Below are 15,280 nucleotides of genomic sequence, written 5' to 3'. Positions count from 1 at the left end.
ATAGTATTTTTACCGGATGGAAACGGAAAACAATCCTTGGAAAACACTAAATCAAGAAACGGCTTACGAGAATGCCTGGATTAGGGTAGAACACCATGAAGTCTTGAATCCGGCCGGCAATCGCGGTATTTATGGGAAAGTCCATTTTAAAAATACGGCTATTTCCATTGTGGCCATCGACGCAGAGGGTTTCACGTATTTAGTAGGTCAATACCGCTATACGCTGAATGCCTATTCTTGGGAGATTCCGGAGGGTGGTTGTTCTATCGAATCGGGAGAATCTACTTTAGCCGCTGCTAAACGTGAATTATTAGAGGAAACAGGACTTGTAGCCACAGAGTGGACAGAGCTAGGGGAGGTGTATCTTTCGAATTCGGTGAGCGATGAAAAAGCGGTGATGTATTTGGCCCAAAACCTCAGCCAACATCAAGCCTGCCCAGAAGAAACCGAACAATTAAAAATACGTAAGTTACCGTTAAAAGAGGCGATTGAAATGGCTCAAAATGGCCAGATTACTGATGCCTTGAGCGTGTTGACGCTCCTAAAGGTCCCAGCTTTGCATTTGCTTTAATTCATCATAATCTGTCAAATCATATTTGACGGGTACTATGCTGACATAATTTTCTGCTAAAGCATCTAGATCGGTGTTGTTATTCAAATCCTCGTTGTGCAAATCTCCATCCATCCAATAATAGGGCTTACCATACGGATCTTTTCGCTCTTCGAAACGCTCTCTAAAGATGGCATTTGCTTGTTTTACCACTTTTATACCTTGTAATGGTAGCGAAGAATGCGCCGGGAAATTTACATTTAAAGTGAGTCCTTTAGGTAATCCGTGAACTAACACTTGTTGACAAATTTTGATAATATAATCGTGGCAATGGGAGAAGTCCGCATCTGACGCAAAATCACAAAGGGAGAATCCAATAGCCGGAATGCCCTCCATGGCTGCCTCGATGGCCGCAGACATGGTTCCTGAATACAATACCGCAATCGAAGCATTCGAACCGTGGTTAATACCCGAAACGACTAAATCAATTTTTCGACCTTTTAGAATTTGGTGTTTACCTATCTTCACACAATCGGCTGGAGTTCCCGAGCATTTGTAAGATTGAATATGGTCACCAAAATCATTCGTTTTCACCACGCGCAACGGCTCACCCAAGGTTATCGCATGACCCATACCGGATTGATGCGTATCAGGAGCGACCACTACGACTTCGCCCATTTCGGACATGATTTCCGTTAGAACGCGGATACCTTTGGAATAGATTGAATCGTCGTTTGCGATGAGAATAAGTGGCTTCATATGTTGCTATTTTGACTGCAATTTACAAATTTTGGCTATGATTTTACGCAAAGCGACGCTCGAAGACATTCCCCTCATTCAAGAAATTGCAGAAGAAGCCTGGAGACCCACCTATGGCCATATTTTAACAGAGGAGCAGACTTTGTACATGATTCCGATGATGTACAATACGGAATTAATTAGCGCGCAAATTCATTTGTTCTCCATATTAGAAGTAGACGGAAAAGCGATCGGCTATTGTGCTTTCGAAAAGACATCCGATAAAGACGGTAAATTACATAAACTCTATTTACGACCATCCGTCAAACAAAAAGGCGCTGGAAGTTTTATTATCGCACAGATTAGTCATCAAGCTCGATTGATGGGACTCACATCTATCTATTTAAACGTCAACAAACATAACTCCGCGGTAGAATTTTACCTAAAGAAAGGTTTCATCAAAGACCGTGAAATGATCCTAGACATAGGCAACGGCTATGTGATGGATGATTATGTTATGCGATTAATGCTATAGCTTTTTCGATCAAAGATCGAATTTGTCCCTCCGGATCTTTCGAAAATTCGTTCGTAATGCGATTTGCTAAAATGGCATTCAATGAAATCATTTCGTGCCCCATAGCTCCCCCAAAAGCGTAATAGGCTGCCGTTTCCATTTCGATATTGGTAATTTCTTGGTCACCTAGCTTAGCGGCAGCGACTTTTTCTAGAAAATCGGGCCTTATCGAATGCATTCGAATCGTACGACCTTGCGGTGCATAAAATCCTGGTGCCGTTAAGGTAACGCCATTAAATGCATTCAACGACGCAAATTGCGCGCAAAGAGAGGCACTAGCTTTGGCTGCATACAGCGGCAATGGATAATCAATTGCTGAAGTCCAAGCGGCTAAAACATCTTCAGCTATCGACATAGCAGATTCAAAACCGTAGAATTGGGCTAAATTATCAAATCCGATTGCTGCAGTCGAAATTAAAATCGAATCCACTGGAATATGGGACTGAATACTTCCTGATGTACCTATTCGAATGAGCTGCAAGGATCTTTTTTCAGATTTCTCGAGACGCGTTTGAAAATCAATATTGACCAAAGCGTCTAATTCATTCATCACAATCTCCACATTATCCGCACCAATACCGCTGGATAATACACCAATCTTTTTACCCCTTAAAACGCCTAAATGAGTCACGAATTCCCTTTTATGAACGATTTCAGTGACTTCATCGAAAAAGGCAGAAACAGTGGGAACACGCTCTGGATCACCCACTAAAATAAGGGTATCCGGAATTTGATCAGGCCGTAAGTTCAAATGATAGGAACTTCCATCCGGATTAATAATCAAGTCTGTGGGAGAGAAATAGGTCATGCGCAAATTTATTGATAATTTTCCAATGTAATAAGTCATTCATGAAAAGCACCAAGTCTCAAATACAAGCAAATCTGCGTTCCATTTTGGAAAATACGTTAGAAGAAGCTCGTAGAGAGTATCTTTTAGCTAAAGAATCCCGCGATTCTGATACAAAAAGTAGTGCCGGAGATAAATTTGAAACCGGTCGAGAAATGATGCAGCGAGAGATGGATAAACTAAGTGCTTTGGTAGATAATACACTTAATTCGATTGCCAAATTAGACAGAATAGCGGATTTGCCAGCATCTATGGTCATTTCAGAAGGTAGCCTTATAGAGACAGATCAAGAAACCTATTTTATTTCCATTGGATACGGCAAACTGGATTCCATTTACGCCATTTCCATTGAATCACCACTTGGAGTCGAATTAAAGGGCAAAAGAGTAGGGGATCGCATCGAAATGCGCGGCCGAATAATCACCATTAAACAAATTCATTAATATGGAAGAATACATTATGACCTTTCCGGAGGCCACACAGAAAATTTTAATCGAAGTGCGTGATGCAATTCGTTCGGTCGTACCGGAGGAAACGGAAGAAACGATGTCTTACGGGATGCCCACCTTCAAGTTAAATGGCAATTTAATCCACTTTGCGGCCTGGAATAACCATTTAGGTTTTTATCCAACACCTAGCGGGATTAAGAATTTTGTACAAGAATTAGCTCCCTACGAGGGTTCAAAAGGAGCGATTAAGTTTCCGTATCATTCGCCTATGCCTTTGGAACTCATTAAAGAGATTACCTTATTTAGAGTTCAGGAGAATTTAGCCAAAAAGAAACGATGAAAAAACTCCTATTCTGTCTCGTTGCGGCAACTTTCAGCCTCAGTGCTCAAACGAATGAAGAAAAGATCCATTCATTCATTCCCACACTTGATTCCTTATTTAAACAACAAGCGAACCTTTCAAAAATGCCTGGTCTCGTTTATGGAATCGTATATAATGGCCGCTTAATTCATTCGAATGCACTAGGTCTAGCTCAAATCGAAAATGGTGTAAAAGCCGACAAGATGATTGATTTTCGCATTGCTTCGATGTCTAAAAGCTTTGCGAGTATGGCCATTCTTCAGCTGAGAGATGCAGGTAAATTACGCTTAGACGATCCGGCTGCGAATTACATTCCGGAATTAAAGTCGACTAAATCTCTGACAAAAGATGCTCCTGTCATCACCATTCGTCATTTATTAACCCATGCGGCTGGATTTCCAGAAGATAATCCATGGGGCGATCGCCAATTAGGCATTTCAGATGAAACCTTCAAAGCGATGATCAAAAAAGGAATCACCTTCTCTACAAACCCAGGTATTAGCTATGAATATAGCAATATGGGATTTGCGATGTTAGGTTTGATCATCAAAAACGTGAGCGGTCAAAGCTACCAATCTTACATCCAAGAACACATTTTCAAGCCCTTAGGAATGAATAATACCTATTGGGAATACAGCGAAGTTCCGGCAAACAAATTAGCCTATGGATACCGTTGGTTAGATAATAAATGGGTAAAACAACCCATGGAGCACGATGGAGCCTATGGTGCGATGGGGGGATTGATCACTACTTTGGAAGATTTCAGCAAATACACTGCTTTGCACTTATCTGCCTGGCCAGAGCGAGATGAAACAGAAAAAGGCCCACTTAAACGTAGTTCCTTACGAGAAATGCAATTCCCATGGAACATCAGCGGGTTTAATCCCAAATACACGTATCCAATTGGCCGAATCGGTAGTTCCTTTACTTCGTATGGCTATGGCTTAAGCTTCTTACAAGATGATCAAGGAAGACGCTCTGTGGGACATTCAGGAGGATTACCTGGTTTTGGAAGTAATTGGCGGATTTATCCAGATTATGATTTAGGCATCATCTCTTTCGCGAACGTGACCTATGCACCAGCGAGTTTTATCAACCTTAAAGTGCTAGATTCCCTAATTTCTTCAACTCAGCTGAGTCCACGTAAATTACCGGCATCTGCTATTTTAAAGCAAAGACAATCCGAACTAGTTCGACTTTTGCCTGAATGGAAAAACGCGACTGAAACGGGGATTTTTGCCGAAAACTTCTTTTTAGATTATTTCCCAGAAAAGTTAGCAGCTGAAGCAAAGGCTATTTTTGGAAAAATAGGAGCCATTCGATCCATCCAAGAAATCGAACCAGAAAATAACCTGAGAGGCACCTTTCGGATCGATGGAGAAAAAGGGAGTGCAAAAGTATATTTCACCCTAAGTCCTGAAACTCCGGCGCTCATCCAAGAATACCATATTCAAGAAATAAAAAAGGCTCATAATTGAGCCTTTTTTTGTTTTTCTATTTTCTCTGTCCGTTTAAAGGACTTGAATCCTAATTCAGGAGAATAACCTACTGAGTTTTTGGAATAATATCCTTTCTCATTGTATGGGCGCTTCCGCGGATGCTCTTTACATTCAGGAGAACAGGCACCTTCCATCTCTTTAAGACAGGATGGGCAAATAGCTAAATGCTCATTGCATTCCGGATTCGCACAATTTACCATATGATCAGATTTCGTATGGCAGACATGGCATTCAGATACAATCTCCGGATTCACCGAATTAACCGGCGTCGCTACTCGGTTATCAAAAACATAGCATGAACCATCAAAATCCTCGCCACCTTCTTCTAGACCATATTTAATGATACCTCCGTGCAATTGATAGACATCCGTAAATCCTTTTTCAATGAGATAGGCAGATGCTTTTTCACACTTAATCCCACCTGTACAATAGGTAATGACCTTTTTGTTTTTCAAATGCTCAATTTCCTGCACATGATCAGGTAAATCACGCAGATTCTCCATATCAAAGGTGTAAGCGCCTTTGAAACGACCTAATTCGTGTTCGTAATTCGAACGCATATCAACCAAGACGACATCTGGGTCATTCTTCAATAATTGCTTGAATTCTTTCGGCTTCAGATGCTTGCCAGTTCTAACGCGAGGATCGACCCCTAAATCAGAATGCACAATTTCATTTTTAACGCGAACGTGTAATTTATTAAACGTATGTGCTTCATGATAATCGATTTTGAAGTCAAAATCTGATCCAGCAAAAATGGGATCAATTTCTAACCATTTCATGTAAGCATCGCAATCCGCTTTTAAACCAGAAACGGTTCCATTCAAACCCTCTGCTGCGACGATAATACGTCCCAAAAGGTTATTCTCAATACAAAAAAGGTGATGTTTTACTCGGTACTCTTCCGGATTCGGAATAGGAGTATAGTTATAGTAAAGCAATACACTGTAAGGTTTCATCTTCAACATGATTTACAGATTAAACAAAAAATTAAGTGACGATGGGGAGATTCGAACTCCCAAACCTTAACGGCACTACCACCTCAAGGTAGCGTGTCTACCAATTTCACCACATCGCCAAAAACGGTTAGTAAAATTACCAATTATTTACTTACTTGCCAACAATTACGGAACTCAAAAAAATTAGTACAATGGCTTTAGAAATAAGCGGAAAATTAATCAAGAAATTACCTGAGGTTACAGGAACAGGTAAAAACGGTACCAACTGGATCAAACAAGAATTTGTGATCGAAACACAAGATCAATACCCTAAAAAGGTGTGTATGTCAGTTTGGGGAGATAAAACACAAGATTTAACGCCAGTTCAAGAAGGTGAAATCGTTAAAGTGCAATTCAACGTAGAATCAAGAGAATACAACGAGCGTTGGTATACAGAAATCCGTGCGTATCGCTTAGATCGTACTGGTTCAATCCCAGCAGGAGTGGAGCCTACACCGGCAGCAGGAGGATATCAATTCCCTCCATTAGCGGCTGAGAGTGGGGATGATTTGCCATTCTAGAAATAGGAGAGTATAGATCATAGAGTAGAGAGAATAGAGAAGGGGCCCTAAAGCCCCTTTTTTTATTGATAAGTCCGGAGGAAATGAGTCCGTAGGGGAAAAATCACAATCTATAATCTCTACTCTATAATCTATACTCTCTTATCTAGCGCCATTGCCTGATGCACAATATCCGCCTCAATAAACGTATCTCCATAAGGCTGAAATCCTAAAGAAGCATACAAAGGCATCACAGAAACTTGAGCGTGTAAATAGTAATAATGGCAATCGGGATATTCAGCAGCAGATTCCGCAAAAATATGCTGAATAATTAAAGAAGCATAGCCTTTACCGCGGGCTGACTCCAACGTAGCGATTCGCTCCACCTTAATTCCTTTTTCTGTTTTGCGGTATCGACCCGTTGCCACTGGTGTGGCGTCTTCAAACAGTAAATAATGTTTGGCTACTGCATCTAACTCATCGAATTCCTCAGACGGCAAGCACTTTTGTTCTTTGACAAACACTTCCGTCCGAATGGCAAATACCTGTTCGATTTCTTCCGGACTAATCGCCTGAATGATCTTATTTTTCTTGCTTTCCATATGCCTCGATGATTTTACGCACTAAACGGTGACGAACGACATCTGAACCGTCCAATTCGACAAAGGCAATCCCATTAATTCCAGAAAGGATGCGTTCTGCTTCTCCCAAACCAGACGTTTGGTTTTTAGGTAAATCCACTTGGGATTTATCGCCTGTAATAATCGTCTTCGATTGGATACCCATACGTGTCAAAAACATCTTCATTTGCATGGAGGTGGTGTTTTGAGCCTCATCTAATAAAATAAAAGCTTTATTTAAGGTACGTCCGCGCATATAGGCCAAAGGCGCAATTTCAATCGTCCGATTTTCTAAATAGAATTTCAATTTCTCTGCTGGAATCATATCATCCAACGCATCATAAATAGGACGCAAATACGGATCAATTTTCTCTTTCAAATCACCTGGTAAGAAACCAAGATTTTCGCCTGCCTCAACAGCTGGACGCGTGATGATGATTTTCTTTACTTCTTTATTCTTCAATGCTTTCACTGCCAAAGCCACTGCGGTATAGGTTTTACCCGTACCGGCAGGTCCAATCGCAAAAACGATGTCATTCGTGGTAGCAGCATCAACGAGCTTACGTTGGTTCGGAGTTTTGGCCTTAATCACAATTCCTTTATTACCAAAAAGAAGCACGTCTTTATCCTCCACCCACGGTTGTTCTGATTCCTCACCCGTCGGATTTAAAACCGAATCGATATAGGCTTGCATATGTTTTTCCGTGAGGGTAGCATGCTTGTCCAAATGGGCCACGCATGAGTTCACAATCGCTTCTACTAAAGCAATCTGATCGTTCGATCCGCGAACGGTTAATTGTTCGCCACGGGCAATGATTTTGGACTGAGGAAAGGCGTTAGTCAACAAATTGATATTTGCGTTTGCAACGCCTAAAAAGTCAATTAGAGAGACCTCTGAGAGGGAAATTATTTTTTCTAACAAGTAAAAATGGGTTTAAATCGTATGGGAGTAAAAATAAGAAATTCTTGAAATTTAATATCTTCCTTTATAAGATAATTTTGAAAATTTAACGTAAAATTGTGGTATGGAATCTAACACCCCTTCATCCATTTATAAAAAAGGAAATCAGTCTGCTGGCATTCGTTCACAGACAGGACCCACTCGTTTAAGCGATTTGGGGCTAGGAAAATTACCTCCACAGGCGGTTGACTTAGAAGAAGCCTTACTAGGTGCATTGATGTTAGAGAAAGAACCATTAGCAAACGTCATCGAATTATTAAAACCCGATTCTTTTTACAAAGAAGGACATCAGTTAATTTTCGAGGCGATTCAAGGTTTATTCCAAGCTTCTCAACCCGTTGATTTATTGACGGTTAATAATTACTTGAAGCAAAATGGCACTTTGGAAAAAGCAGGTGGCACCAGCTACTTAGCGCAATTAACTTCGCGCGTTAGTTCGACATCGAACGTTGAATTCCACGCCAGAATCATTATTGAGCAATATTTAAAGCGTCAGCTCATCCAAATATCCTCCGAAATCCAACGCCTATCCTATGAGGACACGTCTGACGTGTTCCATTTGCTGGATAAGATGGAGCAGGAGCTTTTTACCATCGCAGAATCCAATATCCGTAAGAATTACGAAAGTATGTCGGATATCTTGAAGAAGGCCGTGGATGAATTAGAGAAGAAACAACTCCAAAAAAGTGGTTTAACTGGTATTCCGTCCGGATTTACGGACTTAGACCGTTTGACATCTGGCTGGCAACGACAAGAATTAATCATTATCGCGGCTCGTCCAGGTATGGGTAAGACGGCCTTTGTCGTTTCGGCTTGCCGTAATGCTGCCGTCGATTTCAATCATTCAGTGGCCTTATTCTCCCTAGAGATGAGTGCTGTTCAACTCGTTAATCGTATCATTTCTGCAGAAGCGGAAATCGAGGCCGATAAAATCCGTAAAGGAAAATTGGAGCCACACGAATGGCAGCAATTGCATACGAAAATCAATAAATTATTCGAAGCGAATATGTTTATTGATGATACGCCAGCCTTATCGATTTTGGAATTAAGAGCGAAATGTCGTCGTTTAAAAGCCCAAAAAGGCATCGACCTCATCGTCATCGATTACTTACAGCTAATGACTGGTGATAGTTCGGGTAAAGGAGCCAGCGGAAATCGCGAGCAAGAAATCGCCCAAATTTCCCGTGCTCTTAAGCAATTAGCCAAAGAATTAGATGTGCCCGTAATTGCCCTTTCCCAATTGAACCGTTCTACAGAGACACGTGGAGGAAATAAGAAACCTCAACTTTCTGACCTTCGTGAATCTGGAGCCATCGAGCAAGATGCCGATCAGGTAATGTTCATCTACCGTCCAGAATATTATGGCATCACGGCGGATGATCAAGGAAACTCAATAACCGGAATGGGAGAGATCATTATGGCCAAAAACCGTTCGGGTTCACTCGATAGTGTTTGGCTGAAATTCATTGGTAAATTCACCAAATACTGTGATTTAGATTTCCAACCGTTCTCAAACAATGAAGGGGGTAATTTCGACTTAAGTGCACTAGGTGATCAAACATCCGCTTTTGAGTCAAGCAATGATTCTGTTTTCAAAGGAAGTAAGATGAATTTACCGCCGGAAGATTATGATCCGTTGAACACTCCTTTCTAGATTAGAGAGTATAGATTAGAGATAAAAAAAGGGCGATTAATCGCCCTTTTTCCATTTCAGAGTAGTAAGAATAGAGTTAAATTAGGCATTAGAATATTTTATTTCGCGGTTCAAGAAATTATTGCGCAGCACAATTTCGGAATCGCGTAATGAAATAATCTAGGCTCTAAGTTTCAACCTCACAATATTCTCCACATGGTGCGTCTGCGGGAACATATCCACCGGATGAACCACATCTACTTCATAGGCAACATCCAGTAAGGCTAAATCGCGGGCTTGCGTAGCCGGATTACATGAAACGTAAACGATTTTCTTTGGTTTAACGGCTAAGATTTGATTCACCACATCCAGATCCATTCCTGCACGAGGAGGATCGGTAATAATGACATCTGGCGCGCCGTGGATAGCAATAAATTCTTCCGTTAAGACTTTCTTCATATCACCGGCAAAGAAGGTTGCATTTTTAATGCCATTTAATTCGGCATTAATTCGTGCATCTTCCACGGCCATCTCGACATATTCGAGTCCGACAACTTTAGACGCATGTTTCGCTAAAAATAAACCGATAGTTCCTGTACCTGTGTACAAGTCATATACGTTTTCATTTCCTTGCAAATCAGCGTATTCACGCACTAATTGGTATAATTTTAGGGCTTGCTTGGCATTGGTTTGGAAGAAAGATTTCGGGCCTATTTGGAACTTCAAATCCTCCATTGTTTCGACCATAAAAGGTTTTCCGTGGTAGCAAACGACTTCTAAATCATGGAAGGTGTCGTTCCCTTTTTGATTAACCACATAATTCAAAGAGGTGATCATTGGGAATGTTGACTTCAAGTATTCCATTACCTTTTGAATTTCCTCTTCCGTGGCATAAGCGAACTGGACGGTAACCATCCATTCGTTGGTAACCGTATTTCGGATAATCAAATTACGTAAAGCTCCTTCTTGTTGATTTTTTAATTCATAATAGGAGATGTCATTTGCGTCAGCGAAATCACGTACTCCATTGCGAATGGCATTGGAAGGATCAGGTTGCAAGTAACAATGATTGACGGGTAAAATCTTATCAAAACGGCCTGGAACATGGAATCCAAGGGCATTCATCGATCCTAAATCTTCTTTACCGATTTCATCTTCCGTTAGCCAGCGGGCGCAAGAAAAGGTAAATTCTAATTTATTGCGATAATAATAAGTCTCCTCAGAACCTAGAATGGGTTGAAATTCGGGTAATTTCACTTTAGCGATGCGGGTCAAATTATCTTTGACTTGTTGCGCTTTAAAGGCGGTTTGAGCTTCGTAAGAAACGTGTTGCCACTTACAACCGCCACAAATGCCAAAATGGCTACAGGCTACGTCTGTACGGTGTTTGGAAAGTGGCTGAATATTGATGGCTTGGGCTTGTTTGAAGCTTTTTTTGGACTTCAAAATACGTAAATCAGCAATATCGCCAGGAGCGACAGCACCTTGAACAAAAATCACTTCATCATTTACTTTGGCAATACACTTTGCCTCTGCGGCAAAATCCAAAATGGCAATTTGTTCCAACACCACTGGGGCTTTCTTTTCTTTTTTCTTACTCATGCTGCTAAAAATGTGCACAAAAATACGGCTTTATGTGGGCAAGCCAACCAATTCAAGATAAAACATTAACTTCGCGATGAAATTAATTCACATGAAGAATCAAGTAGTTATCATCACGGGAGCTAGTTCTGGAATCGGAAAAGCATTAGCCTTTGAATACGGCAGAAAAGGAGCTCAAATCGTTATCACGGGTAGAAATGAGCAGAATCTAATCGCTGCCGAAACAGAATTACAAGCGGCAGGCATAGCAGCTAAAGGTATTGTCTGTGATTCCGCGTCTGAAGAACAAACACGAGCTATGGTAGATCAGGTAATGCTATTATATGGCAGAATTGATCTATTAATCAATAACGCAGGAATCTCCATGCGATCGATGTTTGAGACCGTTGATTTAAAAGTGTTGAAACAAGTAATGGACATTAATTTCTGGGGAACAGTCTACGCCACCCATGCCGCTTTACCACATATTAAAGCCGTAAAAGGTGGAATCATTGGTATTTCTTCCATCGCAGGTTACCGAGGACTTCCTGTTAGAACAGGCTATTCTGCCTCCAAATTCGCGATGAATGGTTTCTTAGAAGCCTTAAGAACAGAGCTAGTAGAAACGGGTGTTCATGTATTAGTTGCTTGCCCAGGATTCACCGCTTCCAATATCAGAGCGGCCTCCTTAAATAGTGAGGGAAAAGTGACAGGCGACTCGATGCGTGATGAGGGCAAAATGATGTCCGCGGAGGAAGTGGCTAAACGCATTGCTGAGGCTTACGAATCAAAGAAGAAGACCTTAGTACTCACTTTCCAAGGCAAATTAACCGTATTCTTAAATAAATGGATGAATGGATTTTTGGACAAAATGGTCTATAATACTCTGAAAAAGGAAAAGGATAGTCCCTTAAAATAAAGCTCCCTTCCGCTAAAAGCAAAAGGGAGCCAAAACCCAATTAAATACCACTCTAAACCTCTATACCGTAGCGTACTTCTGCTGAACCTTTTTTAGAAGTTCGTTTAATTCTGCTTTTTTATACTCAAAATAGGGAAGGGCTAAATCGAATTCATCGATCAACTGCTTGAAATACTTCCGCTCAAAAACCAAAAATTGTGAATAACTCGACGTCATAGCGGAATACAAATGCTTTTTCTCTTCGATTGCTTCCTCAATTCCAATAAAAACACCTTTCCGATCGATGGTCACAAAGCCAGCCGGTCCTTCTAACACGAGGCTGCCTTCTTGCAGGTAAAATACAAATTCTGCTTTTTGGCCTTGACGAAATAAATATTCATCAGGCAAGTAGCGGAGTTCGATTCCACTGGCTAACACTTTCCGTTCCGTATCTGAAAAATTGTTCATTGGCTTAAATAATAAGGCGAAATTAGATGGAAGTAAGGTTTCAATACCTGACGTTCATCAGTTTTCTTCGTGTTATTTGTCACGAAAATCAACCGTGAATCTCCGGAAATTTGAACATTAGATTTTAAACATGTACACAGAGGTTCTCGAAGAGGTAATATGCTATCATTGTGGAGATGAATGTTCAGAAACGCCTATCATTCATCAAGAAAAGACTTTTTGTTGCCATGGTTGCGAACAAGTTTACGAGTTACTGAATGATAATCAACTAGATGAATATTACAACTGTGATCTTAATCCGGGCATTTCTCCTACAGACAAGAATTTTGATTTTCTAAACAACAAAGCATTCAGGGATCGCTTAATCACCTTTTCGAATGCAGATTTTTCCAAAGTAAGCTTCCACCTGCCAGCCATTCACTGCCGTTCTTGCCTTTATCTACTAGAAAATCTGCAAAAATTGAATCCGCAGATTATTAAGACAAGTTTGAATTTTGGGAAGAAGGATTTAACGGTTTGGTTTAAAGAAGATCAACTTAGTTTAGGTGCCTTAGCCACCTTAATAGCAAGTTTAGGGTATGAACCGCATATTTCGAATGCAGAAGAAAAACCGCAAAATAATGATCAAAAAAAGCTATTTCTTAAGCTTGGAATCGCCGGTTTTTGTGCGGGAAATGCGATGCTATTTAGCTTTCCAGAGTATTTAGGCATTGACGATGGCTCTCTTCAAGCTCTATTCGGTTACCTGAATCTAGCTTTGGGTAGCGTGGCCGTATTCTATTCCGGTTCGGATTATTTTAGCAATGTCTATGCGCACCTCAAATTGCGCAAAATGACCATTGAATTACCCATTTTACTGGGTATTCTGGTAGGATATGGTCGTAGTGTATTTGAAATTATATCGCATACGGGTGCCGGCTACATCGATTCCGTTTCAGGCCTGATTTTTTTCTTATTAATAGGGAAGTGGTTCCAGCAAAAATCCTTTGATTTCCTGTCGTTTGAACGCAATTACAAAGCCTATTTCCCATTAGTGGTCACAAAAATCGCGAATGGCAAAGAGGAAACAGCACCCTTGGAAGAGATTCAGGTGGGGGATCGTTTATTGATTCGAAACCAAGAAATAATTCCTGCTGATGCCTATTTATTAAAGGGCCAAAGTCAAATGGACTACAGCTTTGTCACCGGCGAAAGCGAATTAATACCTATTCAAGCAGGTCAATCAATTTATGCAGGTGGCAAACACGTAGGAGAGGCCATCGAAATTCAAATCAGCAAAGAGCTGAACCAGAGCCATTTAACACAGCTATGGGAACAACAAGCCTTTAAAGATCCGAATCACAAAACAGAAAACTGGGAGAACTTTGCGAACCAAGTGGGGATGTATTTCACCGTGATACTGTTAAGTCTAGCCACGATTGCGGGAATCTATTGGTTCAATGTGGATCAAAGCCGCTGGTCAAATGCGGTGGTGAGCATTTTGGTCATTGCCTGTCCTTGCGCCTTGGCTGTTTCGTATCCTTTCGCTTTAGGACACGGAATTAGGTGGCTAGCCAAGTTTAACTTTTTCGTAAAAGACATTCAAACATTCGAGCGAATGGCCCAAGTGGATACCTTGGTTTTTGACAAAACAGGCACGCTAACCTTGCAAAGTCAACAGGAACCTAGCGTTCATTTCAACCGTGATTTGAACGATACCGAATGGAACGCTATTTATTCACTCGTATTTCAATCCACCCATCCACTTTCGAAGCAGGTCAAGAAATTCCTACAAAATCGGAGTATTATTCCCTTGACCGAATTTAAAGAAATCAGTGGAAAAGGGCTTCAATCGTCATTTGATGGCTTATTTGTCCAAATTGGAAGCGCTAAATACACGTTGAATAAACTCAGTATTCCAGAGGGTTTTATCAGTTCTGAAACACGCTTGTTCGTTTCCATCAACCAAGAGCCCATCGGATTTATCGAATTTCCATGGGAAAATAGACCAGGGGTGGAGGGAATGTTGCATAGTTTAAGACATCAATATGAAGTCCATTTGATTTCAGGGGACAAAAAAGAACATGCAGCACATTTATTGGATTGGTTTGAAAATCAAGATCACGTAAAATTCGAATGTAGTCCTTTAGAGAAGATGGAATATATCCAAGCACTTCAAAAACAAGGAAAAATCGTAGCCATGATAGGGGATGGACTAAACGATGCAGGGGCTTTAAAACAGGCAGCTGTAGGTATCGCCGTGTCAGATGACCATCTGCATTTTACCCCGTCGTCTGATGCCATTTTAAAGGGATCCGAATTGCCTCGATTAGGAGAGTATATGCGCTACTCGAAATTTGGCCTACAACTCATCAAAGCTAGCTTTTTACTATCCTTAGTCTACAATGGATTTGGGTTAAGCTATGCGATTCAGGGGAATTTATATCCTTTGATAGCAGCCATATTGATGCCGATTAATTCCATCAGTATGTTAGTCATTGCGACCTGGGGAATGAATTGGAAAGGACAGCTGTTATCCCGTTCTAAAATCAGAATAAAAGCTGAGTAAAGTCAGGTTTTACGAAGGGCTTTGTCCCGAAATTGCAACAAATAAAATGCGTAGA

General features: G+C 40.9%; 16 protein-coding genes and 1 tRNA gene. 9 read left to right on the top strand and 8 right to left on the bottom strand.

Translation table 11 applies throughout. The features are described from left to right. Positions 1–16 precede the first annotated feature (16 nt). Positions 17–571 (top strand): NUDIX domain-containing protein, encoded by a 555-nt coding sequence (locus SKC35_RS03125; RefSeq protein ID WP_377978011.1) that lies wholly within the window; start codon positions 17–19, stop codon positions 569–571. On the opposite strand, the gene surE is transcribed toward SKC35_RS03125, so the two are convergent. After that, on the bottom strand, positions 542–1,309 hold the full coding sequence (gene surE / locus SKC35_RS03120) for a 5'/3'-nucleotidase SurE (RefSeq protein WP_377978010.1): 768 nt from the start codon (positions 1,307–1,309) through the stop codon (positions 542–544). The two genes, SKC35_RS03125 and surE, sit on opposite strands and share 30 nt — an antisense overlap. 37 nt (positions 1,310–1,346) lie before the next feature. On the opposite strand from surE, the gene SKC35_RS03115 reads away from it, so the two are divergent. Continuing rightward, entirely contained in the window at positions 1,347–1,823 is a 477-nt protein-coding gene (locus SKC35_RS03115) for a GNAT family N-acetyltransferase (protein WP_377978009.1), read from the top strand. Here SKC35_RS03115 and SKC35_RS03110 read toward each other — a convergent pair. After that, entirely contained in the window at positions 1,804–2,670 is an 867-nt protein-coding gene (locus SKC35_RS03110; protein ID WP_377978008.1) for a nucleoside phosphorylase, read from the bottom strand. The genes SKC35_RS03115 and SKC35_RS03110 overlap by 20 nt on opposite strands. Positions 2,671–2,711: 41 nt before the next feature. Between SKC35_RS03110 and SKC35_RS03105 the strand changes: the two genes are divergently transcribed. From SKC35_RS03105 to SKC35_RS03095, 3 genes are read left to right on the top strand one after another with little or no spacing between them, the layout of a single operon-like run. Next, on the top strand, positions 2,712–3,152 hold the full coding sequence (locus SKC35_RS03105; protein ID WP_377978007.1) for a hypothetical protein: 441 nt from the start codon (positions 2,712–2,714) through the stop codon (positions 3,150–3,152). A 1-nt stretch (position 3,153) separates the two neighbouring features. Then, positions 3,154–3,498: an iron chaperone gene (locus SKC35_RS03100; protein ID WP_377978006.1), complete on the top strand. Its 345-nt coding sequence runs from the start codon at positions 3,154–3,156 to the stop codon at positions 3,496–3,498. Continuing rightward, positions 3,495–4,997, top strand: coding sequence for a serine hydrolase domain-containing protein (locus SKC35_RS03095; protein ID WP_377978005.1), 1,503 nt, complete (start codon positions 3,495–3,497; stop codon positions 4,995–4,997). The genes SKC35_RS03100 and SKC35_RS03095 overlap by 4 nt, the downstream gene beginning before the upstream one ends. Here the strand turns inward: SKC35_RS03095 and trhO are convergent. Then, entirely contained in the window at positions 4,988–5,977 is a 990-nt protein-coding gene (trhO, locus tag SKC35_RS03090) for an oxygen-dependent tRNA uridine(34) hydroxylase TrhO (RefSeq protein ID WP_377978004.1), read from the bottom strand. The two genes, SKC35_RS03095 and trhO, sit on opposite strands and share 10 nt — an antisense overlap. Positions 5,978–6,013: 36 nt before the next feature. Further along, a tRNA-Leu gene (locus tag SKC35_RS03085) sits at positions 6,014–6,096 on the bottom strand. Between the two features lie 72 nt (positions 6,097–6,168). Between SKC35_RS03085 and SKC35_RS03080 the strand changes: the two genes are divergently transcribed. Continuing rightward, a complete protein-coding gene (locus SKC35_RS03080) occupies positions 6,169–6,537 on the top strand; it encodes a DUF3127 domain-containing protein (protein WP_130896587.1) in 369 nt (122 codons plus the stop codon). Positions 6,538–6,668: 131 nt separating this feature from the next. On the opposite strand, the gene SKC35_RS03075 is transcribed toward SKC35_RS03080, so the two are convergent. After that, positions 6,669–7,118, bottom strand: coding sequence for a GNAT family N-acetyltransferase (locus tag SKC35_RS03075; RefSeq protein WP_377978003.1), 450 nt, complete (start codon positions 7,116–7,118; stop codon positions 6,669–6,671). Next, complete coding sequence (locus tag SKC35_RS03070) at positions 7,099–8,058, bottom strand: PhoH family protein (protein ID WP_377978002.1); 960 nt, start codon at positions 8,056–8,058, stop codon at positions 7,099–7,101. The genes SKC35_RS03075 and SKC35_RS03070 overlap by 20 nt, the downstream gene beginning before the upstream one ends. 103 nt (positions 8,059–8,161) lie before the next feature. Between SKC35_RS03070 and dnaB the strand changes: the two genes are divergently transcribed. After that, a complete protein-coding gene (dnaB, locus tag SKC35_RS03065; RefSeq protein ID WP_377978001.1) occupies positions 8,162–9,751 on the top strand; it encodes a replicative DNA helicase in 1,590 nt (529 codons plus the stop codon). Positions 9,752–9,910: 159 nt separating this feature from the next. Here dnaB and rlmD read toward each other — a convergent pair whose 3' ends face one another. Beyond that, positions 9,911–11,332 carry a 23S rRNA (uracil(1939)-C(5))-methyltransferase RlmD gene (gene rlmD / locus SKC35_RS03060; protein ID WP_377978000.1) on the bottom strand — a complete coding sequence of 474 codons (1,422 nt, stop codon included), beginning with the start codon at positions 11,330–11,332 and terminating at the stop codon, positions 9,911–9,913. Positions 11,333–11,423: 91 nt separating this feature from the next. On the opposite strand from rlmD, the gene SKC35_RS03055 reads away from it, so the two are divergent. After that, positions 11,424–12,230 (top strand): SDR family oxidoreductase, encoded by an 807-nt coding sequence (locus SKC35_RS03055; protein ID WP_377978403.1) that lies wholly within the window; start codon positions 11,424–11,426, stop codon positions 12,228–12,230. A gap of 60 nt (positions 12,231–12,290) precedes the next feature. Here the strand turns inward: SKC35_RS03055 and SKC35_RS03050 are convergent, their stop codons facing one another. Next, complete coding sequence (locus SKC35_RS03050) at positions 12,291–12,677, bottom strand: cyclic nucleotide-binding domain-containing protein (RefSeq protein WP_223130544.1); 387 nt, start codon at positions 12,675–12,677, stop codon at positions 12,291–12,293. A 130-nt stretch (positions 12,678–12,807) separates the two neighbouring features. Here SKC35_RS03050 and SKC35_RS03045 point away from each other — a divergent pair, with 130 nt between their 5' ends. Further along, on the top strand, positions 12,808–15,225 hold the full coding sequence (locus tag SKC35_RS03045) for a heavy metal translocating P-type ATPase (RefSeq protein ID WP_377977999.1): 2,418 nt from the start codon (positions 12,808–12,810) through the stop codon (positions 15,223–15,225). Positions 15,226–15,280: the final 55 nt, after the last annotated feature.

Source organism: Aquirufa originis (genome assembly GCF_042714495.1).
Taxonomy (GTDB): Bacteria; Bacteroidota; Bacteroidia; order Cytophagales; family Spirosomataceae; genus Aquirufa; species Aquirufa originis.
This window is presented reverse-complemented; position numbering and strand designations above follow the sequence as displayed.